30 protein-coding genes and 4 pseudogenes are annotated in these 23,837 nt (G+C 41.4%); 21 read left to right on the forward strand and 13 right to left on the reverse strand.

Features of this window, described 5'->3' with window-relative positions; genetic code table 11:
- Window positions 1-45: 45 nt before the first annotated feature.
- A pseudogene (locus tag AC5JMF_RS17080) lies at window positions 46-339 on the reverse strand (chemotaxis protein CheB); the annotation flags it as partial.
- Between the two features lie 868 nt (window positions 340-1,207).
- On the opposite strand from AC5JMF_RS17080, the gene AC5JMF_RS17085 reads away from it, so the two are divergent.
- The 5 genes from AC5JMF_RS17085 to AC5JMF_RS17105 all read left to right on the forward strand — a co-directional run bounded on the left by AC5JMF_RS17085 (window position 1,208) and on the right by AC5JMF_RS17105 (window position 5,952).
- The gene (locus AC5JMF_RS17085) at window positions 1,208-1,708 is read left to right on the forward strand and encodes a DUF2231 domain-containing protein (protein ID WP_495796916.1); all 501 of its coding nucleotides are present in this window, start codon (window positions 1,208-1,210) and stop codon (window positions 1,706-1,708) included.
- A complete protein-coding gene (locus tag AC5JMF_RS17090; RefSeq protein WP_495796917.1) occupies window positions 1,705-2,310 on the forward strand; it encodes a DUF2231 domain-containing protein in 606 nt (201 codons plus the stop codon). Before AC5JMF_RS17085 ends, AC5JMF_RS17090 begins: the two co-directional genes overlap by 4 nt.
- Window positions 2,311-2,392: 82 nt before the next feature.
- Window positions 2,393-3,352 (forward strand): cytochrome c oxidase subunit II, encoded by a 960-nt coding sequence (locus AC5JMF_RS17095; protein WP_495796918.1) that lies wholly within the window; start codon window positions 2,393-2,395, stop codon window positions 3,350-3,352.
- 167 nt (window positions 3,353-3,519) lie between these two features.
- On the forward strand, window positions 3,520-5,196 hold the full coding sequence (gene ctaD, locus AC5JMF_RS17100) for a cytochrome c oxidase subunit I (protein ID WP_495796919.1): 1,677 nt from the start codon (window positions 3,520-3,522) through the stop codon (window positions 5,194-5,196).
- Window positions 5,197-5,349: 153 nt separating this feature from the next.
- Window positions 5,350-5,952 (forward strand): cytochrome c oxidase subunit 3, encoded by a 603-nt coding sequence (locus AC5JMF_RS17105; RefSeq protein WP_495796920.1) that lies wholly within the window; start codon window positions 5,350-5,352, stop codon window positions 5,950-5,952.
- A 170-nt stretch (window positions 5,953-6,122) separates the two neighbouring features.
- On the opposite strand, the gene AC5JMF_RS17110 is transcribed toward AC5JMF_RS17105, so the two are convergent.
- Window positions 6,123-6,953 carry a CheR family methyltransferase gene (locus tag AC5JMF_RS17110; protein WP_495796943.1) on the reverse strand — a complete coding sequence of 277 codons (831 nt, stop codon included), beginning with the start codon at window positions 6,951-6,953 and terminating at the stop codon, window positions 6,123-6,125.
- Between the two features lie 7 nt (window positions 6,954-6,960).
- Between AC5JMF_RS17110 and AC5JMF_RS17115 the strand changes: the two genes are divergently transcribed.
- Window positions 6,961-7,086, forward strand: a complete 126-nt coding sequence (locus AC5JMF_RS17115) for a hypothetical protein (RefSeq protein WP_495796921.1) — start codon at window positions 6,961-6,963, stop codon at window positions 7,084-7,086.
- 428 nt (window positions 7,087-7,514) lie between these two features.
- Here the strand turns inward: AC5JMF_RS17115 and AC5JMF_RS17120 are convergent, their stop codons facing one another.
- Complete coding sequence (locus AC5JMF_RS17120; RefSeq protein ID WP_495796922.1) at window positions 7,515-8,045, reverse strand: hypothetical protein; 531 nt, start codon at window positions 8,043-8,045, stop codon at window positions 7,515-7,517.
- 309 nt (window positions 8,046-8,354) lie between these two features.
- A pseudogene (locus tag AC5JMF_RS17125) lies at window positions 8,355-8,624 on the reverse strand (isocitrate lyase/phosphoenolpyruvate mutase family protein); the annotation flags it as partial.
- A gap of 158 nt (window positions 8,625-8,782) precedes the next feature.
- On the opposite strand from AC5JMF_RS17125, the pseudogene AC5JMF_RS17130 reads away from it, so the two are divergent.
- From AC5JMF_RS17130 to AC5JMF_RS17175, 10 genes and pseudogenes are all read left to right on the forward strand, one after another.
- Window positions 8,783-9,109 (forward strand): annotated as a pseudogene (locus AC5JMF_RS17130) (hypothetical protein); the annotation flags it as partial.
- Between the two features lie 239 nt (window positions 9,110-9,348).
- Complete coding sequence (locus tag AC5JMF_RS17135; RefSeq protein ID WP_495796923.1) at window positions 9,349-9,720, forward strand: hypothetical protein; 372 nt, start codon at window positions 9,349-9,351, stop codon at window positions 9,718-9,720.
- Window positions 9,721-9,747: 27 nt separating this feature from the next.
- Window positions 9,748-10,170, forward strand: coding sequence for a type II toxin-antitoxin system VapC family toxin (locus AC5JMF_RS17140; protein WP_495796924.1), 423 nt, complete (start codon window positions 9,748-9,750; stop codon window positions 10,168-10,170).
- Between the two features lie 132 nt (window positions 10,171-10,302).
- A complete protein-coding gene (locus AC5JMF_RS17145; RefSeq protein WP_495796925.1) occupies window positions 10,303-10,929 on the forward strand; it encodes a tyrosine-type recombinase/integrase in 627 nt (208 codons plus the stop codon).
- Window positions 10,930-11,250: 321 nt separating this feature from the next.
- Window positions 11,251-11,514 (forward strand): hypothetical protein, encoded by a 264-nt coding sequence (locus tag AC5JMF_RS17150; protein WP_495796926.1) that lies wholly within the window; start codon window positions 11,251-11,253, stop codon window positions 11,512-11,514.
- Window positions 11,515-11,772: 258 nt separating this feature from the next.
- Window positions 11,773-12,192: a hypothetical protein gene (locus AC5JMF_RS17155; protein ID WP_495796927.1), complete on the forward strand. Its 420-nt coding sequence runs from the start codon at window positions 11,773-11,775 to the stop codon at window positions 12,190-12,192.
- Entirely contained in the window at window positions 12,173-12,592 is a 420-nt protein-coding gene (locus AC5JMF_RS17160; RefSeq protein ID WP_495796928.1) for a hypothetical protein, read from the forward strand. Before AC5JMF_RS17155 ends, AC5JMF_RS17160 begins: the two co-directional genes overlap by 20 nt.
- Window positions 12,573-12,785 carry a hypothetical protein gene (locus tag AC5JMF_RS17165; protein ID WP_495796929.1) on the forward strand — a complete coding sequence of 71 codons (213 nt, stop codon included), beginning with the start codon at window positions 12,573-12,575 and terminating at the stop codon, window positions 12,783-12,785. The genes AC5JMF_RS17160 and AC5JMF_RS17165 overlap by 20 nt, the downstream gene beginning before the upstream one ends.
- A 94-nt stretch (window positions 12,786-12,879) precedes the next feature.
- Complete coding sequence (locus AC5JMF_RS17170) at window positions 12,880-13,683, forward strand: hypothetical protein (protein WP_495796930.1); 804 nt, start codon at window positions 12,880-12,882, stop codon at window positions 13,681-13,683.
- Window positions 13,684-13,718: 35 nt separating this feature from the next.
- Window positions 13,719-14,456 (forward strand): hypothetical protein, encoded by a 738-nt coding sequence (locus tag AC5JMF_RS17175; RefSeq protein ID WP_495796931.1) that lies wholly within the window; start codon window positions 13,719-13,721, stop codon window positions 14,454-14,456.
- 243 nt (window positions 14,457-14,699) lie between these two features.
- Here the strand turns inward: AC5JMF_RS17175 and AC5JMF_RS17180 are convergent, their stop codons facing one another.
- A complete protein-coding gene (locus AC5JMF_RS17180; RefSeq protein ID WP_495796932.1) occupies window positions 14,700-14,993 on the reverse strand; it encodes a hypothetical protein in 294 nt (97 codons plus the stop codon).
- A 240-nt stretch (window positions 14,994-15,233) separates the two neighbouring features.
- Between AC5JMF_RS17180 and AC5JMF_RS17185 the strand changes: the two genes are divergently transcribed.
- Both AC5JMF_RS17185 and AC5JMF_RS17190 read left to right on the forward strand, forming a co-directional pair.
- The gene (locus tag AC5JMF_RS17185; protein WP_495796933.1) at window positions 15,234-16,454 is read left to right on the forward strand and encodes a hypothetical protein; all 1,221 of its coding nucleotides are present in this window, start codon (window positions 15,234-15,236) and stop codon (window positions 16,452-16,454) included.
- A gap of 37 nt (window positions 16,455-16,491) precedes the next feature.
- Window positions 16,492-17,425: pseudogene (locus AC5JMF_RS17190) on the forward strand (IS630 family transposase); the annotation flags it as partial.
- Here the strand turns inward: AC5JMF_RS17190 and AC5JMF_RS17195 are convergent.
- From AC5JMF_RS17195 to AC5JMF_RS17215, 5 genes are all read right to left on the reverse strand, one after another.
- A complete protein-coding gene (locus tag AC5JMF_RS17195; RefSeq protein WP_495796934.1) occupies window positions 17,422-17,988 on the reverse strand; it encodes a hypothetical protein in 567 nt (188 codons plus the stop codon). The pseudogene AC5JMF_RS17190 and the gene AC5JMF_RS17195 overlap by 4 nt on opposite strands.
- 54 nt (window positions 17,989-18,042) lie before the next feature.
- On the reverse strand, window positions 18,043-18,531 hold the full coding sequence (locus AC5JMF_RS17200) for a restriction endonuclease (protein WP_495796944.1): 489 nt from the start codon (window positions 18,529-18,531) through the stop codon (window positions 18,043-18,045).
- Between the two features lie 84 nt (window positions 18,532-18,615).
- A complete protein-coding gene (locus AC5JMF_RS17205) occupies window positions 18,616-19,092 on the reverse strand; it encodes a hypothetical protein (protein ID WP_495796935.1) in 477 nt (158 codons plus the stop codon).
- Between the two features lie 96 nt (window positions 19,093-19,188).
- Window positions 19,189-20,688: an AAA-like domain-containing protein gene (locus AC5JMF_RS17210; RefSeq protein WP_495796936.1), complete on the reverse strand. Its 1,500-nt coding sequence runs from the start codon at window positions 20,686-20,688 to the stop codon at window positions 19,189-19,191.
- Between the two features lie 18 nt (window positions 20,689-20,706).
- Complete coding sequence (locus AC5JMF_RS17215; RefSeq protein WP_495796937.1) at window positions 20,707-21,708, reverse strand: pentapeptide repeat-containing protein; 1,002 nt, start codon at window positions 21,706-21,708, stop codon at window positions 20,707-20,709.
- 131 nt (window positions 21,709-21,839) lie between these two features.
- Between AC5JMF_RS17215 and AC5JMF_RS17220 the strand changes: the two genes are divergently transcribed.
- Together AC5JMF_RS17220 and AC5JMF_RS17225 are read left to right on the forward strand one after the other, a co-directional pair.
- A complete protein-coding gene (locus tag AC5JMF_RS17220) occupies window positions 21,840-21,992 on the forward strand; it encodes a hypothetical protein (RefSeq protein WP_495796938.1) in 153 nt (50 codons plus the stop codon).
- 210 nt (window positions 21,993-22,202) lie between these two features.
- A complete protein-coding gene (locus AC5JMF_RS17225; RefSeq protein WP_495796939.1) occupies window positions 22,203-22,361 on the forward strand; it encodes a hypothetical protein in 159 nt (52 codons plus the stop codon).
- 6 nt (window positions 22,362-22,367) lie between these two features.
- Here AC5JMF_RS17225 and AC5JMF_RS17230 read toward each other — a convergent pair whose 3' ends face one another.
- The gene (locus AC5JMF_RS17230) at window positions 22,368-22,682 is read right to left on the reverse strand and encodes a hypothetical protein (protein WP_495796940.1); all 315 of its coding nucleotides are present in this window, start codon (window positions 22,680-22,682) and stop codon (window positions 22,368-22,370) included.
- A 306-nt stretch (window positions 22,683-22,988) separates the two neighbouring features.
- On the opposite strand from AC5JMF_RS17230, the gene AC5JMF_RS17235 reads away from it, so the two are divergent.
- Window positions 22,989-23,222, forward strand: coding sequence for a Ycf66 family protein (locus AC5JMF_RS17235; RefSeq protein ID WP_495796945.1), 234 nt, complete (start codon window positions 22,989-22,991; stop codon window positions 23,220-23,222).
- Between the two features lie 211 nt (window positions 23,223-23,433).
- Here AC5JMF_RS17235 and AC5JMF_RS17240 read toward each other — a convergent pair whose 3' ends face one another.
- Together AC5JMF_RS17240 and AC5JMF_RS17245 are read right to left on the reverse strand one after the other, a co-directional pair.
- Window positions 23,434-23,682, reverse strand: coding sequence for a hypothetical protein (locus AC5JMF_RS17240; protein ID WP_495796941.1), 249 nt, complete (start codon window positions 23,680-23,682; stop codon window positions 23,434-23,436).
- A partial coding sequence (locus AC5JMF_RS17245) for a hypothetical protein (RefSeq protein WP_495796942.1) occupies window positions 23,640-23,837 on the reverse strand: 198 nt, incomplete at its 5' end. The genes AC5JMF_RS17245 and AC5JMF_RS17240, both read right to left, overlap by 43 nt.

The following is a 23,837-nucleotide window of genomic DNA, read 5'->3' on the forward strand; positions in this document are numbered from 1 at the left end:
CTTCTTACTATGCTTGAGTCTCAAGCCCTGAAATACCAATTAGATAGCTAGGGGTTCATCTGTAGAAAGAGCAAAGTAACCAGATTCAACCAGTAAGTGATAATCTGCTGGAGCCAGATAAATGTGTCCTGGAAGAATCTCGTCCTTGTCTTCCACTTCTCGTATTGGTATGGAAGTGGATTCTTGCAGTAATGCTTTGAGGGTGGTGTCAGAATCTTTGTGACGGTGCTGCACGATCGCGATCGGTACAGAAAAATCCGCTGTTAAATTTTCTAGCACATTTTTCAGCGCTAATAATCCACCTAAAGAAGTACCTATCACCACAATTTTGAATCTCACTTGCTTAGCCTTCATATCATCAGGAACACAGATTGTAATTTTTGTGAAACTTTTTGGTTCATAATCTGGATTTCTCACTCCTTCCTATTCTCAAACCTCAGCTTTCCCTTTGTCTAGAGGCCATAGGGGGTGGGTTGAGCGAGTTCAGATCTTAATCTCTTTAAATTGCATATTCACTGGTGATTGTCATTTGTCATTTGTCGGCACTAATGACAAAGAACAAATCACAATTTTTACAAAGAAAGTAATAATTCCTCTAAAGTTCTGTTATTTATATGACAAATCAATAATTTGCAAATGTGCAATATTTAACATAAAAATATTTATTTTCGATTTAATAATATTTTAAGTAATGCCAAAGTAGATACATCAACAAAATCATTTTTTTGCTAATCAATTAATTTTAAAACTTTTATTTTTTATCTTTTGACTTTTCATAAAAATTTACTTAAGCTAAAAGATAGATAAAGCAACTCAAATAAACAACAGCAATTTAGTTTAGCCACATCAACAATTGCTGTTATAGATTATCGATACGAGGAAATGAATCGCAATCAAAAAAAATTCGCCACATCAGCCAGTTCAGCAAATTAAGCTACCAAATTCTGACACATGATTAAACAGGTTTGAACGCGCAGATATTAAAACAGTGAATAGTTAACAGTGAACAGTTATCAAAGTTATAAATTGTGATTTAGGCCTCAAGTGCAACACACCACTTGCAAAAACAAGGTACTCTAAATCCTGACTCATCCTGGACAAAAACCACTGATAACTGATACTTCGATTCCCTTCGACTACGCTCAGGGCAAGCCGCTCAGTACAAATAACTGATAACTAATAACTGAAATATGTCTAGGAGAAGATCATGCTTGAGTATTTTACATCTTTGAACGACCATAACTTACCTTATCCAGATACAATTCACCCCATCATTGTTCACTTCGTCATTGCGATGATTTTATTTGCCTTTTGCTGCGATGTAATTGGTTACTTTACTGGTAGAACTCGTCTATTTGAGGTGAGTTGGTGGAATATGTTTGTAGCCACGATCGCCATTTTCGTTGCCATTATTTTCGGACAGTTTGAAGCAGGTTTAGCTAAACCTTATGATCTAGCTAAATCAGTGTTAAATACGCACACACTCATCGGTTGGTCGCTGTCAGGAATTATCGCTGCGATTACAGCTTGGCGCTACGTAATTCGTAAACGCAACCCGCAAAAATTATCGATTTATTATCTTGGAGCAGGACTAATTTTAGTCTTGATAGTTGGTCTGCAAGTCTATCTCGGCGATGAACTTGTTTGGGTATATGGACTACATACAGTGCCAGTTGTGGAAGCAATCAAGGATGGTATATTGCCATGAACTCAGAACTAATCAACCAATTAAACGCACAACTAGGCCCAAACGGACTACCTTATACAATTCCCATCCATCCCAACTTAGTTCACCTCACCCTTGGTTTATTCATCATTGGGATCATTTTTGATATTGCTGGTGTACTATTTCCATTTGAAAAATGGGTCTTCAAATTTTTAGCCATTACCGTCGAGCGCAACAACTTCTTTGATGTTGGTTGGTATAACATGGTAGCCTCAGCCGTCATCACCTTTTTTACAGTTGCAGCAGGCTTTTACGAAATGCTGCTCGCAGCACCACCAGCCGATATCAAAAGTGCCTGGGGACTGCAAGCCATGGAAACCATGCTTTGGCATGGTGTTGGAGGAGTCTTCTTACTAGCCTTAATTATTGGCATGACCATCTGGCGAGGATGGCAACGCTACGCTTGGGGCAGAGACGCCGACAGACAAGTGCAGTGGAGTTATTTACTCACCGGCATGGCAATCATGTTCATCATGTATGTCCACGGCACACTAGGCGCACAAATGGCCGCTGAATTTGGCGTCCACAACACCGCCGACACCTTACTACGAATGGGACAAGACCCCAACACAGTACTGAAGTAGTAATTCGTAATGACGCTCCTTCGTCGCTAACGTAATTCGTAATTCGTAATTCCCCACTCCCCACTCCCCACTCCCCATTCTCATGAACATCCGCAAGATCCTAAACATTTTGACATTAATTACAGGTGCGATCGCCCTGCCGATCACTAGTATTTGGATAGGTAAGCAAGCTTATTTTTGGCTTCCTCCACAAGCAGCAGCCGAATCGCAGCTGATTGATGATTTGATTAGCTTCCTAGTAACGCTAGGTGCTTTCATTTTCTTGGGAGTCACCGGTACTTTGATGTATTCTGTGATTTTCCATCGAGCCGAAAAAGGCGACACCAGCGATGGCCCACCAATTGAAGGTAATGTGACACTAGAAGTTGTTTGGACAGCCATCCCCATTTTGCTAGTATTTTGGATTGCAGGCTACAGCTACCAAGTTTACGAGCAAATGGGCATTCAAGGCCCCATGGAACTTGTACACCTACATAATCCGATGGGGATGGAATCGGCTTATGCAGCACCCGTGGAAGACACGGAGAATTCTTTCCCCCCCTCCCCGCGTCCCCCCTTCCCCGCGTCCTCTTCCCTCCCCGTAGAGAAAATAGACGTACTTGCCAAACAATGGGCTTGGGTCTTCCATTATCCAGAAAAAGATATTACCAGTACTGAGTTGCATTTACCAAGCGATCGCCGCGTGCGTTTAGCATTGAAATCAGAGGACGTATTGCACGGCTTCTACATCCCTGCATTCCGTCTTAAACAAGATATTATTCCCAATCACACCATAGACTTTGAATTTACTCCCATCCGTATAGGCCAATATAGTCTGACCGATTCTCAATATAGCGGCACATACTTTGCCACCATGCAAGCTGATGTAGTCGTTGAATCTCCCGAAGACTATCACCAATGGCTAGCTCAAGCAGCAACTCGCAAACCATCTCCCGCGAAAAATCAAGCCGCCTCCGAATATGCCCAAGCATCCCATCAGACAGTCAAAACCGGCTGGGCCACAGTTGCACCCGCAGCACCTCCTTTAGTCAATGCTTCATAAGGGAACAGGGGATAGGTAGAACTAAACCATCCATAACAAAAGTCGAGAGAACTAGGGGAGAAATAACTAAATTCCCCATTCCCCACTCCCCATTCCCCATTCCCAATTCCCCATTCCCAATTCCCCACTCCCCATTCCCCACTCCCCACTCCCAATTCCCTATTGATATGACAAACATCCCCATCGACAGCATCAGTATCAGCGGTGAGCAGCCTCACCACGAATCTCCGGGAAACTGGAAGCGATACTTCAGCTTTAGTACCGACCACAAAGTAATTGGTATTCAGTATCTTGTTACCTCTTTTTTCTTCTTTCTAATTGGTGGTATCTTCGCGATGGTAATTCGCGGAGAACTAATCACACCTGAATCTGATCTTATAGACCGCACCGTCTATAACGGTATGTTCACCATGCACGGCACCATCATGCTGTTTTTGTGGACATTTCCTTCACTGGTTGGTTTTGCTAACTATCTAGTGCCATTGATGATTGGGGCACGAGATATGGCATTTCCCCGCCTCAACGCCGTTGCCTTTTGGATGGTGCCGGTGGTTGGGATTCTCTTGATGGGGAGCTTTTTTGTTCCTGGTGGCCCAGCCCAAGCAGGCTGGTGGGCTTATCCACCGGTTAGTCTCCAGAATCCCACAGGCAACTTGATTAACGGGCAAGTCCTCTGGCTGCTAGCAGTAGCAGTGTCTGGTGTGTCCTCAATTATGGGTGCAGTCAATTTCGTGACGACAATCGTCAAGATGCGGGCACCAGGCATGAGCTTCTTCCGGATGCCCCTGTTTGTTTGGGCAGTTTTTAGCGCTCAAATTATCCAATTATTCGGACTCCCCGCCCTGACAGCTGGCGCGGTGATGCTGCTACTCGACCTCACAGTTGGTACAGCCTTCTTCGACCCCGCCAGAGGTGGAAATCCAGTCATGTTCCAGCATTATTTCTGGTTTTACTCCCACCCTGCCGTTTACGTGATCATTCTACCCGTGTTCGGCATTTTCTCAGAAATCTTCCCGGTTTATGCTCGTAAACCCCTATTTGGTTACAAAGTAGTTGCCATATCATCCCTCTTGATTGCAGTAGTTAGCGGTATCGTCTGGGTGCATCACATGTACGTCAGTGGTACACCAGGCTGGATGCGGATGATTTTTATGCTGACGACAATGTGTGTATCTGTACCCACCGGGATTAAAGTATTTGCTTGGGTAGCGACGATTTGGGGCGGTAAACTACGTCTAACTACACCGATGCTGTTTGCCTTGGGTGGACTAATCATGTTTGTCTTCGCCGGCATTACAGGCATCATGCTTTCCTCCGTGCCGGTTGATGTCCACGTTAACAACACTTACTTTGTAGTTGGTCACTTCCACTACGTCCTCTTCGGTACAGTAACGATGGGCTTGTATGCAGCCATCTACCACTGGTTCCCCAAAATGACTGGACGGATGTACTACGAAGGCTGGGGTAAATTGCACTTCTGGCTATCATTCATCGGTACTAACCTCAACTTCTTACCCATGCACCCATTGGGACTGCAAGGAATGCTACGCCGAGTTTCCTCCTACGCCCCAGAGTATGAATTTTGGAATATCATTGCTAGCCTTGGTTCATTTCTCTTAGGAATGTCCACCTTGCCTTTCATCTTCAACATGGTAATCGCTTGGACAAGTGGTGAGAAAGCCCCTGCTAACCCTTGGCGGGCAATTGGACTAGAGTGGCTAGTTTCTTCCCCACCTCCGGTAGAGAACTTTGAAGAAATTCCAACTGTTATCAGTGAACCCTACGGCTACGGCAAATCCGAACCATTAACAAGTTCCGTGGGTTTAAGTCACCCAGTTCCATAACCTGTAAGTTTTGTGTTGGGGTCAAATCCCCATTACAAAACTTAATTACGAATTACGAATTACGTCACCCATAGACTAACCAGAGAATCGAGGAAGTTGCAGAAATCCTCCGCGTTCCTCTGCGTTGCAAATTCAACCTCAAAATCTACACCAATGGAAAGTTATATTGTTCCCAATCAATCACACCACATAAACGCTGAGCATAGTCACGACGAAGAAGGCAATAAAATGTTTGGCTTCATTGTCTTCCTACTATCTGAAAGCGTGATTTTCTTGAGTTTTTTTGCAGGATATATTGTCTACAAAACAACAACTCCCAATTGGCTACCCGCTGGTATTTCTCGATTAGAAATTAAAGAACCTGCAATCAATACAGTCATTCTTGTTGCTAGTAGTTTTGTGATTTATCTAGCAGAAAAAGCCCTCCAGCGCCATAACTTAGCAGGATTTCGTCTCTATCTTTTGGCGACGATGGCGATGGGAAGTTACTTTTTATTTGGACAAGCAATTGAATGGAATAGTCTCGCCTTTGGCTTCACTTCTGGCACATTTGGTGGCATGTTTTACCTGTTAACAGGTTTCCACGGTTTGCACGTTTTCACAGGTATTCTGTTGCAGTTAATTATCTTAGTGCGTTCTTTCATTCCGGGGAACTACGAATCAGGTCACTTTGGCGTCAATGCCACCTCATTATTTTGGCACTTCGTTGATGTTATCTGGATTGTTTTGTTTCTTCTAATTTATATTTGGCAGTAAAAAGGACTTATGCTTCGCTACGCTATCGTCTATGGCGTAACTCATTGGGCGTTCGCGTAGCGTCTTTGACTAAATTAGGGAATTTTTGCTTGTTGAAAGATTTGTTGAGGTGTAATTTGTAGCCCTTCACATTGTGGCGATCGCTTCGGCGATATCAAGATATCATTAATTTATCTAATTTTTTTGTACAGTTTCTCTCCTTTGGCTATCTCTTCAAAGTGTTGCTCATAAGGAGTAAATCTAATCGATTCTTGTCGTCCTAAACCTAAAATACCAAAGGTGCAAAGACTGTTGAAAAAAAGTTCGTGAACCCGTTGTTGCAGGATATGGTTGAAATATATCAAAACGTTACGGCAAAGGATAACATTGAACTCGTTAAAAGAACTGTCAGTTGCCAGATTATGCTGAGCAAAGACAATATTTTCTCTCAAGGATGCTCGAAAAATGGCATTATCATAAGCTGCCGTGTAGTATTCTGAGAAAGACCGTTTGCCGCCTGCTTTTAAGTAAAGTTGAGTATATTCCTGCATCAGCTTGAGAGAAAAAATACCACTCTTGGCGCTTTGGAGTACTTTCTCGTTAGTATCAGTGGCATATATTCGACAACGGTGATAAAGTCCTTCTTCTTGTAATAGAATAGCCATTGAATAGACTTCTTCTCCTGTGGAGCATCCAGCGTGCCAAATACGAATGAAAGGATAGGTTTGTAAGAAAGGGACGACTTGAGTTCTGAAGGTTTGATAGAAGCTAGGATCTCGAAACATTGATGTGACATTTACTGTCAGACTTAGCAAAAACTTTTCTAAATATGTACGATTGTGAAGTAATCTCTCTTGTAATGCAGAAATATTTGCTAATCCTTCTGAGCGCATAAAGTTGTGAATCCGGCGCTTGAGTGAGGAATGAGCATAATTACGATAGTCATAACCGTAGTATTGGTACACACCCTCCAACAGTAAGCATATTTCAATGTCCTCCAAGTTAGGTTTGGGCAAAGTCATAGTAGGAATGAGCATATTAGCTATAGCACTTGTCGCTGGAGGATTGTGGGCGGCTTATATCGCGTCCATTAAGACTGTAGGTGAGCAGGGGAAAGAGGTTTTCCTGGTTTTTGCACAGATGCGGGAATTATAAATAATTAGGCGGACATGATGTTGGTTATCACTGTTAAGGTGATTTTTGATTAATCAGGTAGCGATCGCCACTATTAAAATCATAATCAAATATTTAATCACATAGCATAAATACTTAAAAAGTTAATACATTTGATAGAGATATAGTAATCCTAAATTATCAATGGCTTCGTTTTTTTATATATCTCAAGATAACCGAGCATCTTTCGATGGAAAAATTATTCTTATTCAAAAGATAATTTATTTTTAGAAGAAAATACCGATTCAAAATTCGCGCATTAAATACAGTTTCAGTCGGGGTATAAATCTCCGTCTAAAACTGAGCTACGTATAGACGTAGGAGTCTTAAACCCTTAAATTTACGATAAATATCAATTTTAGTTTAATTACGAATTACGTTAGCGCAGCGTTAGCGACGAAGGAGCGTCATTACGAATTACTTAATAAAGTAACTGTTACACCTAAACTAGCGATCGCAACTATTAAAATTCCTGCTAATAATCTCACTTGGTTACGTAAATTTTTAATCTCTCGATCTACATTGTCTTTAGATGGTGAGTAAGATAATTGAGGTTGAGCAACTTCAACAGCCATTTCTTGAGGTGTTTTTTGGGGAATATCAAAAGTAACTTTTGAGTATAACCAATCAGTAATTAATTGAGGGCAATTTTTCTTAAACCAAGCTATAGCGAGGGCTTTAAAAGCAGGTTTAGACATTCTAGCAATTAATTTCATTATCCTATTTGGATAACGCCAGCGGAACTTTTGGTTAATTACATTAACTGAGCCAATATCATAAAGGCAATCTAAAATTAGCTTAACAGTGGCTTCTTCACTATTAATCAAATTTTGCAACAACACTAGAACATCACGCATCCGTTCTGTTTCAATTTGCTTTTCTACTAGTGTTTTTGGCGGTTTTGCTGGTGTATTCAAAGAGTTTTGCTTAACTAGTGTCATATTGATAACATAATAAATCAGGAACTCTCTATGTAAGCATCTAAAGCAAGAGACTTATTTCATCTAGAGAGAGAACAAAAAATCAGATGAAATTTTAGTAATACTAATTCAATTAATGATTGCAACAAATCCTTTGGTAGTAGAGACGTTGCAATTCAACGTCTCTACAATGGTTCATTTTAATACTAAAAACTTAACTTTTTTGCAAAATCTGTTACTGATATTGGCTCGCAATTGCGTAGAATCCAGGACTTTCGTACAGAGATAACAACTACTTATCTATGTTCGCTTAGTGTTGGCACTAAATTACAAATCCTCAATCGATTGGGGAGCTTCTACAAATAGTACATCTGCTCCAGCGGCGATGTAAGCTTTGCCACGAGCGATCGCAGCTTCTAAACCCAATGGCGCACGAGCATCTGTGCGAGCTATAATTACCAAACCGCTATCGCCACGCGCCTCTACGGCAGCACGAATTTTTCCTGTATGTTCAGCCTGCGGGATAACTCGCTTACCCTCAAAGTGTCCACATTTTTTCGGCCATTCTTGATCTTCTAAAATTATTCCCGCCAACCGCAAGAAACCGGAACATATCACATAGGTGTAAACTGCGATCGCTACCCTCACTTTAAAAGAATAAGAATGCGATCGCCATCCTTTGATTACGTGATTCTCAAAAATCCTGAGTCTAGGTTAGATAATATAGCTAAGAGTCTCGCCATCAGGACTGTTACGCAATGTATCAAACAAATCCGCCACGTTCTCCAAAAGATACATTACCTACAATGTACGATCTTCCTAGTGAAGACCCAGAGGAACCTGGTTTGCCCGATCAGTTTCATTTGTTGCAACCTCGTCTATTAGACGAAACCTTTCGTCCGCCCAATTATCCTAGCGATCGGATATTTGTTGCCAGCGATTTAAATCTTTACTATGACTCGCGTTGTCCACTGTGGCATAAGCGACCAGATTGGTTTGCAGTGTTAGGTGTTTCCCGTCTCTACGAACAGCGAGATTTACGCTTAAGTTATGTGGTTTGGCAAGAGGGAGTCAATCCTTTTATTTAGATGAAGATAAACTCATCGATATTTTTAGAACATCTTTGATTTACTTTGCTTATCATTCTATCAATTTTCCCAATTATCTATGTCATTTTGTAATCTCGCTTAGTTTTTATTAGTAAATAAGATGCGTTCGCCCTGAACTTCAACTAATTGAAGATTTTGACATACTCACCTGCCTGAAAGCGAGGTGAGTATGTCAATCATTGTTAGAATTAAACAAAATAAGCCCCAAAATTATCATGAATTCTTTTTCATCTGCAACATCACAAACTAGCCAAGATAATAACGAAGTTTTAGTAAATGTTATTGTTAAGCAACAAGCTGATGGCAGAACAGTTGCTATTGTTCCTGGGTTGCCGGAATTACAAGTAGAAGCAAGCGATCGCCTTACTGCATTAGCTCAACTTCAGCAACGTCTAGAGACCCATCTAGCTGGTGCAGAAATTGTTTGTTTATCTATAAAAGTGCCATCTTCTGAGCAGAAAAATCCTTGGTTAGCAATGGCTGGAGTTTTCAAAGATGACCCACAATTTGAGCAAATGCTTGAAGCTATAGAAAATTATCGACAAGAACTAGATAAATCTACAGAAGACACTTTTCTACAAGAGTAAGAGTATATTTGGTTAGGTATAAATCAGATGACAAAATGGGTGCTTGATACTGACCATGTTTCGCTACTACAACGAGGTCATCCAGTAGTGGCTAGCAAAGTAGCTACTATTAATCCTTCAGAAATTGCAGTCACAGTGATCACTATTATTGAGCAGATGTACGGTCGTTTAGATGTAATTAAACGAGCCAAATCAAAGCAAGAATTAGTTACAGCTTACGCTTTATTGAAAGAAACATTTAATCGGTTATGTCAAGCTAATATTCTTGATTTTAATGAGTCCGCATTTAACATTTATCACGAATTAGTCAAGCAAAAAATTCGCGTTGGTACACAAGATTTAAGAATTGCAGCCATTGTACTTTCCTTAAATGCTACAGTTGTGACACGTAACTTGAAAGATTTTCAGAAAGTCCCTAATTTGAAAATTGTGGATTGGTCAATTCCTTAAGAGGCTATTTATAAAGTAAATCTAAAGATGAGTAGAAAAAAGTGCTTGCAACGATAGGATACCTCTTATATAGTGTATTTACATAGTTGCTCATGAAACGAAAGTCTTATCCCACGGACTTAAATGATATGGGTGCGGCTCTTATCAAAAGACGATAATCTGATAAAGAACAGCGATCGCAATTCAGTAATTAAATCCCCCAGAACTAAAAAGCGATCGCTCTTGCTGTCTCACCTTTTTAGTTCCCTCACCAAAGCACCAACAGCACAGAGAACTAGAAAAATGCTAACAGCGAAGCGATCGCCTCAGACCCGGCGCTCTTATGATACAGATATCCGTCAATTCATTGCCTTTATTCTAGGTGTAAGTGCTAAAAAAGTGCAGCTAAATGATTTAGACTTGCGAACAGTAACGATGAATGATGTTTTGGCGTTCGCGGATTATTTAGAAACCAAGGAATATGAAACCTCTACTCGTGCTAGGAGAATTGCAGCTGTCAAAAGTCTAATGCGATTTGCTAATGGAGTAGAATGGACAAAATTTAATGTTGCTGCCCAGGTACCATTGCCCGAACCTGAAGATAAGCTAGCCGAACGTATTTTAAGTGAGCTAGAAGTAATGACTATGATTGCCCTAACTCCAAAAGGACGAGACAGGTCAATCATTCAACTGCTCTATTACACTGGGGCAAGGGTGAGCGAGATTGCCCCTTTAACTTGGCGCTCAGTGCAACCGGGTCGTGAGGAGAATGGATTGTAGAGTTCTTCCTGTGCTTTGGCTTCCTCATCTATTGCGTTGCGATTAAAGCCTAAACGTGCTTGCTGTGAATATGTGAGATGAGGCATAATAATATTTCTCCTAATTTTAGGGACAGAAGGCGATCGCTGAGTTTGCGAGACTGGTGCGGTCGTCTTTTGTTTTTAGCTGATGAATCTAATATAAGATTTTGGCTAGCCATTGTCAAGACATTATCTAGCCAAATAACTGATCTGTACGGGTCTTAGACATTAGTAGAAGTTATAGCCACTGGCTAGACCGTGTTTTATAGTGTTAATAGTTATTTGAATTCAAGAAACAGAAATGGCAGACGAAACAAAGCCTTCCACTAGGAAGCGTGGCGCTCAGTTGAATGTAAGGCTAGATAACAGTTTGTACCTTGCATACAAAGAGTTGCTAGAAACAGAAGGAACAAGTATGACCGAAGACATCGAGAAGTACATTAGAAGCAGGCTTGGAAGGGGAGAAAGTGAAACTAATGTTGTTGATATCAGGCAACTTGTAGAGAAGCAACAACAAGAGATAGCGGAGATTAAAGCAGAACTGGGAAAATTAAAGGCGGGCTAGCCGCAGAAAACCAGCAACTAAAGAATCAGCTAGAACATATGCTAGCCAGCGCCAAAAACCTCATAAATCTAGCAACCAACTCGCCCCCTACTGAACCCTAGGGGGCGAAGCTTTTAAAGGGTGTTTGTAAATGTCTAGCCTAGTTGCTTGTTTGGCTAGCCTAATGCTAGACTCAAAGCAATTGTGCTGACAATTTAAAACCCCCAGCGATTGTTTCTCAGGCACGCGCTGAGGGTAGTTCCATAAACTCCCAGGTTCATGGTTAATCAAACAATATCAAATCCTCCTGCACTATGCACAGAGGGGAATGCTATTATTGACCCCTACTGTGAAACTATTTCACCTCTCGATTACGGTGTTCTCAATAGCTGCATCAAAGAAACGTTCACTGCCATCGACAGATTTGAATGGCAAGCAGTTGATGACATTCTCCAGATGCGCTCAAAACAACTTTACCGTGAAGCTGGCTATAAAACTTTTGAGCAATACTGCCAGCATGAATTATCCGCTTGGGGTGGATACCGACGAATCAACCAACTGCTAGGAGCCAAGAAAGTCATTGATACAGCCCAGGAGTTGGGCGAACACATTAAAAACGAGCGTCAAGCCCGTCCTTTGCTACGCCTAGTCAAGGAACCAGAAAAGCTCAAGGCTGCTGTTGCGATCGCTTGCCCTTGAACCACCCAAAGAAAACGCCACCGAATGCCTGCGACTGATGGGTATAGCTTTGGGTAATCTGGCCAGTGCTATGAACAACACCCAAGCACTCCAAGCAGCTGCAATTATCCTTGGCAGTGAACCGACACCAATTGCGATCGCATATCGAGCCGAACAATTGCAACTGTTACCTCAAGCGGTTAGTGATATTCGGGCTGTATTGTCGAAGCCTGGGTGTAGCTGGTGGGATTATCTGGAAGTGGCTACTGAATATGAGGTTATTAAACAAGACTACTGGGCGGAACTGACACCGCAAGAGACAGAGTTAATCACTTCTTTGGAGAGAGCAGAATCCTCCAAGATTACGGAACCGATGGTTTCTGATAATTGCGAATTGCGAATTGCGACTTGCGAATTGTGAATTGATTATTGGGCTTGGTTCTGTTGTTGCTCACGCTGACCCTTACTTTGCCTTGTATATACGCAAGGGTGAAGTCATCGAGGATTTCGGAGATGAAGTTCGGGTGGCTTGGGATCATTGGAAAGACAAACCGAAAAAGACTGAGCGTTATTTCAAGGATGAATTACGGTTCTGGCAAGAAACAAACCAGTAAATAAAAATTCCCACCCACATCTTTAAAAGAACTCAATGCGGCATGGGTTAAGTGTTGTCGATATTTTCATGCGTCAAAAATTGGAGAAATGTTTATGGATGCGATTACTTTTCATATTCAGGACGAGTTAGGATTTTGTACCCGCACCAACGACGGCGTAAGCGGGATGACCGTCACAGCTTTAGCTAATTTTTGCGGAACAGACCAACCCGCAATCACCCAGTTACTAAACAAGATTCGTGATTGTGACCCCATAACGAACGACTTGACAGAATCGCTGAAACCAATTGCTGGTAAAGACTGGAGACTCATAATGAACGATGCTCACGGGAGCTTGTTCGTGATTGACGAACTTTGCCATGCAGTGCTGGAATACTACGCGATGGATGCCCGGAAGTACAAAGGCAAGCAAACCGCAGCCAACAATTACCGTATGGTAGCCAAAGCCGGGACAAGGGTATTTATCTGGTCACAAACTGGCTATACCCCGCAGTCACTTAGCACTGAACAGTTAGCATTGCTCCAAGCCATTCCTGCAATGCAACAAGCAATTGCCCAATTACAAGCCCAAGCACAAAGCCTGTTACCTCCATCAGCTGATTTTGTACCACCAGGATGGAATGAGGACGTATGGCGATCGCTGCCGTCACAAGATAAACGCCATTTCCGCTTTTTGTTCCGTCGCCGCAACTTCAGACCGTCTACCAAAATTGAAACCCTGGCTTTACCTGCTGTGACAACTGAACTTTGGAAGCAGAAGCAAAAGAATGAGTTACAGCAATTGATTGGTGAAGTATCGCCCGAAGAGAAACAGCAATTTCTGGTGGCTAAACGCCAAAAGCTCAGGGAATTTTGGTCACAAGCACCCGAAGAAGACCAAGAGAATATGCCGTTTTAGACAACCCAGTTTTTACAAATTATAGAAGGTAGGATATGAGTAGTGTTGCATCTGCTGAAAGGTTTTCTATCCTGGTGATATTGCGCCGGGAGTATTTTGATATCACTGGTAACTTTTGTGCGGCCAAGCTGATTGAATACTTTCGACACTGGACAAAGTGGAAGCTGAAGAACCACCGCACCCCCTGGATTTATCAGCCCCTCAAGAAAATTTATGCCGATCTAATGGGTGAACATAGCCTTCATGTGATTAGGAGTGCGATCGCTCTGCTTGACGAGATGGGTATTATCTCCAAGCAGAAGAATCCTGGCAACGGTCAGGATAGAACATGGCAGTATAAATTAAACTTCGATGTACTGAATAAGTTACTTGAACATGGCAAGTTCAAATCTGAACATTCGACGTTCGCTGTAGAACAATACCATAGATCCCATCCAGAAGCTTCAAAGCCACAACAACACTCTGCTGTTGAGCTTAAAAAAAGTGAGAACGAGGAAGCCAAGATTTTGGAATGCGACCAGGAAGGGGCTTGTCAAACCGCAGAACTAGAGTTACCCCAGACTGCTCACTTCGTTGAAGACATAGAACTGGTTGATTCGGCTACCGAGACAGATCCCCATGAGGATCGTTCTTCCGCCGCCCCGGTTGCGTCGAATTTTTGTGACGAAGACTCTGGTGATGATTGCGCCGAGCCTGTAGAAAAATCAGCGCAACCCAGTAGCCAGGAAGTTCAAGAAGTGCTGCAACAGTTACGAGAAATACCCTGTACCTAGGCTGTAAACTTTGTACTCTTTTGCCCATAAGGGTTCATGCAGAAAGTGTGTTGACTATTTTTGTGGAAAAACGGCTGTTCCAGCCGTTTTTCCACAAACAAAAAAGAACACGAATAATTTTCCGCAAAATCGCCTAAAAACCAACAAAGTCAACAGCCTACCCTGTACCCCGCAATTTCGGCTAAACGCAGAGATTCAACGTACAGTTAAGCGGTGCTGGGAGAATGTACCAGGGGCGATCAGTTATTTGAAGGAGGCACTGCGAACTTGGAAAGGAATCAAGTCACCGGAAGCTGTATTTGTGGCGGCTTGTAAGGAAGGTAGGAAACCGGAGTCCGCACAGGTTAAATCTGCCGTGAAAGATTGGTTTGAGTGGGCAAGGAAACAAAGGATTGTGATTGCTATGTCCGGTGAGGTTGTGTATACGCCGGAGGGTGAGGCGGTAGAGTTGCAGGAGATGATGCGGCGGTATCCGGTGGGGGAGTAGTACCACAGTCGAGGTGTAAGTATAACCTTATCAAAGGTATGACCCTGCATTGCGGACTGCGATCAAGAAACTGCTGGCGAAGTTTCCGCAGTGGGGATTGGTGGCTGTGGATGGGGTGTTGGTAAAGTGGGAGGAGTAGTGATTGCTATTTCAACTACTGGCATATTTTAGTACTCGTTCCCATCGTTGAGCTTTGGAGCAACTTTAGTATAATAAGCATTGAAGAACCAGTATTTTTGCTGTAAAAAAATATTTATTGCTGAAATTTTAATTCTTTCTAGGAGTAAATTATGGCTTATTCAAACACAGTTAATTTAAATAATAAGGGTTGGTACTTAGACACTGACCCTTCAACTTTGTTAGGTAAATGGACTAACGATGCAGATGTAGTTACAGTCAAGACTACTTATATTTATGGTATCCAGGTTCTCTCTGGTATTACTGTAAATACTTTAGGAGGTAACGACACTATCGCTGGCACTAGCACTAGCACTAGCACTAAAAGTAATAGTATAGGTATCTCTAATAACGGCATCATCGATACCGGAGATGGTAACGACATCATCATTGGTATTAGCACTAGCACTAAAAGTCTTAGTAATGGCATCCGTAACGATGGCAATATTAATACAGGTAATGGTAACGATATTATTATTGGCATTGGTAATTACCCGAATGGCATCTTAAATTACTACGGTATCATCGATACCGGAGATGGTGACGACATGATCATTGGTATTGGTAGTAGGGGCATCTCTAACAGCGGTTCCTTTGATACTGGTAATGGTAACGATATTATCATTGCCACTGGTACTTCTGATATAGGTCTTGACAACTACTTAGACAGCACCAGCACTGGTAATGGTAACGATATTATCATTGCTACTGGAGAGTTCTGCGGTATTAGAGGGAGGATCTATACTGATAATGGTAATGATATTATCATTGCCGATGGCGGCGAATATGGCATCTTTAACAACTTTAATGATGGTATCTATACTGGTAATGGTAATGATACAATCACTGCGACTAGCGGCTTCTTAGGTATCGTCAACGACGGATTCATTGATACAGGAGATGGTTGTGACATACTGACTGGACAAGCTACAGCAACAAATACTATTTCTGCTTATGGAATTTATGGAGAGGGAACTATTAAGACTGGTGAAGGCAATGACAAAATTACAGCCACCAGTATCATTAATGAAGTTCAACAAAAAGTTACTATTAGTGGCGGTATCAATATTGAATTAGACAGTGGGGATGACTATTTCAAAGGGTTTGGTAGTGGAAGTATTAATGGTGGAACAGGTTTTGACACACTAGACCTGAGTGCTTTCAATCGCTCCCAACTAGTCATTTCTGGTGTAAGTTCCGATAATACCCTGAACTCGGCTAATCTCACCTTCAATAATAATGGAGATGTTATTACCCTTTCAACTACTGGGTTTGAAAGTTTTATCTTTGCAAAGAGTACTTTGTCTTACAGCAGTTTTGCGAACGGAGCATAAATAAAGTTTCTTTTTAACTCAAAAGTGCGATGTCGGGTGTGTTCATGGAGACGAGCGAGAATCTAGAAAGCCTCAAAGATGAGAGGATGAAGGGAAACCATAAAAAAGCCACAGATAAATATATAGAAATATTACTAGAAACGATAGATAAAGAACCACAAGAATTAGGATACGAGTTTGGCAGATGGACAGCGCAGAGATTAGCAACATATTTAGAGAAGCTCACAGGCATACAATTAAGTGGTTCTCAAGTCAGGAGGATATTAGAGAAAAAAAAGTACGTTTACCTCTGGGCAAAATATAGCTTAGAGTCCAAACAGAATCCGGAAAAAAGAAAAGCATTTAAACAGAAAATAGCAGAATATTTAAGAATAGAAAAAAAGTATCCAGAACTATTACAGTTATGGTTTTGGGATGAGAGCGGCTTTAGTTTAAGGGTAATCAGAAGAAAAACATGGTGTAAAAAAGGTAGCTCCAAAAACGTGAGAGGAGACAGAAGAAAAGGAAGAGTTAATGTGATGGGAGGATTAAGGTATTCCGATAAGAAAAGATTCGTAGAGTTTATCGATAAAGGCAATGCAGATAATTTTTACAAAGTCCTAAAAATCTTCTATGAAGAAATAGTTTTTGAATGGGTAGAAGCAGGTAATCAAGCCAAAGACTTTGCAAAAAAAGGAGCCAAGATAGTTATCATTCTTGATAATGCAAGCTTTCACAAAAAACAAGAGTATATCAATAAAATTGAAGCAGAAATGCCGAATATTCATTTAGAGTTTCTCCCGGAATATAGCCCAGATTATAACTTAATTGAATTGGTCTGGCATTCGACAAAAGAATATGTTGCTAATCGGTTATTTAAATCACTTGAAGAGCTAGAATATTTATTACATCAACTTTTAAATGAAGGGCAGTTAATTATTAAATGGGCGCGGAAAATCAAAAATAAAGGTAACGTTATTATCACAATTTAAATGCACAACAGCTTATAAGTATTTCGGAATACTTTGTAAGCGATCGCCCCATATCGGGAAAGAGTAAGCCATTGCTCAATTTCAGCCCGATTAGCGTTAGGGAAATTTGTAATAACTTGATGGACGACATCATCTATATTCAAATCGTTTGAAGTAGAGCGAATTGTTCTCGCATCCATCTCAAAATCGTCTTCATATTTGTAGACATTAGAGCCATTTTTACGTCTTTTAATTTCGCTTAAAAATATACATACATTTTTGGGTAATTTAGAAGCATCGCCTCGTTCTGCTCGACTCCACACATCCGGAAGAGAAACTAACTTAAATACATCACCTCCATAACGTGCAAGAAACGCATCAAAAATAATTCGCTTGCCACTATTACCACACTCGCTCTTGCCTATCTCCTTTGCCCATAAATTAGAAAGTGCGTCAAAAGATCCCCATAGTAAAACGTTGGCTTCATACCTTTGTTCGCTCAGGTCTAACTTACTGATAAATGAGTGCTTTTTTCTCCAAAAATCAAAAAAAGCTCTGATGCGCCATTCTAAGTTTTCATCCATATTTTATGTTAGTTAAACTACAATAATTATTTTAGAAAAGAAAACCGAATTACTCTAGCTATCCGTAAAGTAATCTGAATCAACTTTCTTGACTTCATACACAGCAAATGGCGTAACACCAACATTATTTTCAATCATCAACTGAGTCAGCGTTTCCTCATCAATCAAAATAATCTTACTGTCAATTCTTGAAACGTAGTCTTTAGCTTCATTTGTAAACGTTGATGTTGTTATAAATACTCCTTTTCTGGCACGAAATCCTTGTAAAGCTCCAGCAAACTTTTGAATTTCAGGACGACCTACAGAACTTTCCCAACGTTTAGCTTGTATGTAAATTACATCTAATCCAAGACGGTCTTCGTTGATGATACCGTCAATTCCACCATCACCACTACGCCCAACGGTTTGACCTGCATCCTTGCGAGTGCCGCCATATCCCATTTTGACTAATAAATCGACTACTAGTTTTTCAAAGAAAGCTGGTGGAGAATTTTTAATTATTTGTAGTAGATCTGATGCTAATTCTTTTGTTAGTTTTTGAATAGCAAGCTCTACATTTTCTTCTGGTGTGCGAGTTGTATCAACCTCGGTTCCATTCCCGTTAGATACTGATCACAGTTGCGTCAACTATTGATTAGTGGCATAGTTTAGAACACGTTCCCAATCCCAACGCCACGCAGCATCTACCGTGATTTCTTTACCGTTGGTGAATTTGATGAATTCTGTGCCGTTGTCATAAAACACATCTGCGACGAGACGATTGCGTACATCGTACCCCCACATTTTAGCTGCCGCATTCCACCACCTTTGCCCTGGTGACTCTAGATTTGGCAGTTCTAGGTACTCATCACGCCATGCCTTTGGTTTCCATTGCTCTCGCAAAGCACTAACCAAAATCGCGTTTGGAAAAAATTGCTTTTCATTCTTTTGCAACCACAGCACATAATCAATCGTGCTTCTGAGCGCATCCTCTAAACCATACGTGCAGCCTTCTAAAGCATTTTGGACTTCTTCAAGTGAAAAGTTAACGCCGATAGCTACCAACGCTCGTTCGTATTGCTTGAATATCTCGTATTCAACTGAGTCTTTTTCCCAAAACCACATCTGCCAAGCTGTTATCTCACTTTCTTATAGTTTAATTGTTGAGGGAGATGTCCTGTAACTCATAGTTCCAACTCAATTGTGAGATTCAGCGCACGGTCAAGCGTTCTTGGGAGATGTACCGGGAGCGATCGCAGACTGTATTAAGTAAGGATGTCCCCCTACTAACCCCATCAACTGTATTAAGTCTTGTTCCTCCAGTTGTCCCAATTCGTTCTGTTTAGCAAGGTTTGCTACTTGTTGCAGATTAAATTCAGGTAACTCAATCGCCAATCCTACATTAAACGGGGAGTGATTAGTGTCTAAAGAGGGGTAAGCTTCGGTGGAATGAACTACCACTAAGCGCAGTTTCTTCCAGATATTACCAATCTTGTCACCTTGTTTGGCTGCTTCATACCATCCACGTAGCAGTAAGCAGAATTGAGGGAAAATATCTGGATAATTAAACAGTCGCTCAAAATTATCTATGGCTAAAACTAAGGGAGACTCAGTTACCGATAGTAAATATTTTTGAAAATAGCGAGTACAGTTTTTATTCTGCCCAAAGACATCCTGCCAGTATTTATCTAGTTGTGGTTCTAGTTCTAGGCTGTCAGCAACATCAATACACAACCATTGCAAGAATGTTTTTAAATTAGCCAAGATTTCAATATCAGCTAGTTTGAAATCGAGCTTTGCTGTTTGATAACCTTGGACTCTGGCATAATCTAGCATTTTCTCTAACAAGAGTGTTTTCCCCATTCTTTGGGGAGCTTTGACACGGACTAATGCCCCAGGCTGCAAAATTGCACTATAGCACTTGTCCTCAATAGGGGGACGTTCGATATATATGTTTGTCTCTGTTTCTGGTACTCTTTTCTCAATAAAAGAACCTTTCTTTTTTAAAACTGGTATTTGTTCCTCAGAAGTATTTTCTAGCCCAACAGCAACTAAACCTTCGTCAAAAGCTCTTTGAAATATATCTTGAGTATCTAGGTTTTCGTAACCCAACCCATCATAAAATCCCTGAGCAAATACAATCGCTGCTTTGTCACCAATGGGCTGGTTCATGCCAATCGCATAATTAATATGTTGGCTAATTGCATGGGCAGGTTTAGCTGAATAACAAGCGTTCAGTAAGACACAGTTTATGTAATCAGTGTGTAACTTAAACAATGATGCTAATCCCTCTGGCGAAACAGGTTTGTTGTTTCCTCCATCATCTTCTAGCAATAAACTGCCATCTGACAAACCATGTCCGCAGAAATGAACAATATAAGGACGTTCTTCTGCGATCGCTCTACGAATATCTTGAGGGCGTACAGCAGTTTTAATCCGAATCTCAAATAAATCCCGTCTTGTAGCCCGTCGTATAGCATCTTCAATTTCTCTAATCTCTCGATCCAAACGCAAACTGTAAGGAATTGCTGCCAAAATCAAGATTTTTTGCGGCTGACTGTTCTGATTTACTGGTGCTACCGCCTGCTGCCCAATGTGAATATTGTAGATATCGCCGCCAACTCGCCCAGCGTTCACAGACTCAGCATTAATCAACCCACCGCCAAACTGAGCGTTACGTAAGTCGTTGTTGACTTGCTTGGGGTCTTCTGAGTCCGGCATGGGTTGGCTTGGGCATTTTCAAGCGTCGTTGTTATGGATATTACCACCTATTTGGTCGGCGTTAACTGTCTCGGCGTTAATCAGGCTTCCACCAATTTGAGAATTTCTCAGGTCATAAGTAGCTCTACTTGCCAAGAGTTTTACAATCTCAGTTAGATCGGTGCTTTGCTTTCGGTAAATTTCTATTTGCTCATCTCTGCCCTGTAGCTGAACTTGATATTTTTCTTCTAACGCTACAAGTGCTAATTCATATTCTCGTTTTAAATACTTTTCAATTTCAGCTTTGTCAGCATGAGCGGGAACATTCACCCGAATTACAAAAGCACCATCATTCTTATTTTCAATAGCTTGGATGGTTAATTCTTCACTACCGCACTCAACCTGTAGTTTTTGAAACGAAGTCAGAAATGCTTGCCAATCAATGCCATTGCTGAAAATCAAGTCAACTGTTTTTTGGGCTTTTTGAAATAGCTTGGTGAATTCTCCAGGGGCAAAGATACCAACGCTTGGACGACGCTCTTGTTGACTTTGTTGGAGGTAAATATAGTCGCAAATTACGTCATCAAGAATTGTAAGATTGTTTATATTCCAATCTTTTATGCAGACTCCTGTAAGGTTTGCTCCAATAAAATTTGTGCCTAAAGCTTGAGTTTTACTTAAAATCGCTTCAGTCAAGTTAGCTTTCTGAAAGTCAGTTTCATTAAGATTTGCTCCTGTGAGATCAACATTTTCGAGGTTTGCCCACCGGAGAGCAGCACCACTAAGGTTAGCATCTTTAAGCTCGCAATTACTGAGCTTTGCTTTACTGAGGTGGGCCTTACAGAGATTACTATCAATGAGATTAGCCCCTCTCAAGTCAGCATTTTCAAGGTTTACCCACCGCAGATCAGCACCACTAAGGTTAGCGCCTCTAAAGTTAGCATCCTGAATATCTGGTTTGACTCCACGATTTTTTATTCTCCACGTATTCCAAATGCTCACACCCTGTTTTAATATTGTCAGATGCTCCTCATTCACCATATTGAGTTAATCCCTCAGCTTCATTGGTAGTAACTGAACTACTCAGCATCCTGCCAACCTTCTATTGAAAGCAAGGGTTAACGCTGGATACACCTTGAGTATGCGCTTTTACGCACTGTAGTACAAGATTTTTGTCATCAAGAGTAAACAATCGGGAGCTATTACGGCTCAAGCAAGTTTCTGTTGGCGGCGATCGCTTATTTGAAACAGGCACTTTGAACAGTCACCGAAAGCTGTGGAAAGTCGCTGCTTGCAAGGAGGGGAGGAAACCGGAGACACAATAGGCAAAATCTGGTGCGATCGCTTGGTTTGAGTGGGCAAGACAGCAGCGGATTGTGATTGCTATGTCGGGTGAGGTGGTGTATACGGCGGATGGTGAAGCGATAGCGTTACAGGAGATGATGCGGCGATTTCCGATGGGGTAATGACACTACAAGTAAGGCACGATCGCAGCCTGGTCTAACGCGTGACCCTGGCGTATGGATAAATTGAAGATGGCGGAACAATTACGCGAAAATCCTGGCTTTGATTTTCTAATGGAGTGCTGGGAGGACGATCCAGCTTTGCGAATTGTCATCAAAAAATTAGTAGTGAAGTTCCCACAGTGGAGTTTTGTGGTGGCGGATGGGGTGTTGCTGAAACCAAATGAGTAGCGTGAGTTATTGATTGGTTACATATTGCAGTACTCGTTCCCACTCCCAGCGCCATGCTGTCTCTACGGTTATTTCCTTACCGTTGGTGAATTTGATGAATTCTGTGCCATTGTCGTAAAACACATCTGCAACAAGGCGATTGCGGACATCGTAACCCCACGTTTTGGCTGCTGCATTCCACCACCTCTGCCCGGGTGATTCCAGATTTGGCAGTTCCAGGTACTCATCACGCCATGCCTTTGGTTTCCATTGTTCTCGCAAAGCACTAACCAAAATTGCATTTTGGAAAAATTGCTTTTCATGCTTTTGTAGCCATAGCACATAGTCAATCGTGCTTCTGAACGCATCCTCTAAACCGTAAGTGCAAGCTTCAAGAGCGTTTTGAACTTCTTAAGCGCGAAAAGTGAACGCCAAGACTGACTAACGCTCGTTCGTATTGCTTGAATATTTCGTATTCAACTGAGTCTTTTTCCCAGAACGGCACACTTAATCCATCCTTCAAAATTGAATGAGTAACTTATATTTTATTAAATTCTGATAGTTTGCTGGATGATAACCTCTGGCTTGATTGAAATTAAGTTTATTGCGTTGTTGTATATAGGTGTAGCAATCATTTATTTAATTTTGATGATAAGATGGCTTGTTTCACGAAAAAACTCTCTGACAAACTCGGCTTTAGTAATTTATGTTATCCAAGGAATAGCAGTGCCTATTTTAATATTGATATCTGGAATAATATTAATGATTCAGGGCTGGCGTTTAGACCCAGTTATGCAATTTCAGCAGTTTTTATTATTGTTACTAATTATTTATCTAAGCTTTAGAGATATTCTATTCAATCTAATTTTGAGAATTAGATGAAGTGATAATAGACAAATGATTACGCTTCCAAGCGAGGGGAAAAATCAATTCACTCCAGCCAGCAGGAAGTACAATAAGTATTGCAGCAGTTACGAGAAATCCCCTTTACACTCCAGTTTCGATTAAACGCAGAGATTCAGCGTACAGTGAAGCGGTGTTGGGATAACATACCGGGTGCGTAGACGCTTTAGCGGCTTGTCGCAGACATCGCCTATTTGAAAGAAGCGTTACGAACTTGGAAGGGGATCAAATCTCCAGAAGCGGATTTGTCGCTGCTTGCAAGGAGGGAAGGAAACCGGAGTCCGCGCAGGTTAAATCTGCTGTGAAGGATTGGTTTGAGTGGGCGAGAAAAAACAGGATTGCGATCGCGACTTTGTAATAATTGCCAGTGCTGAATTAACGCTTCATGGGCAACTTCTACAGTTTCTTGTCCATCAGCACTACGACTTGTGACCACCACCCAACAATAGCTGCCGCACCAGTTAAAACCAAAACAAAAGCTTTATCCCCGCTTACACTTACCGTACTCACTCCAACAACAGCTACAGCCAGAGCGATCGCAGCTAAAGCTGTCGCTACACCTCGTTGAACTGCTATAAATCCAAAAACTAAAGC

The sequence above is a fragment of the Desmonostoc vinosum genome (assembly GCF_059505385.1).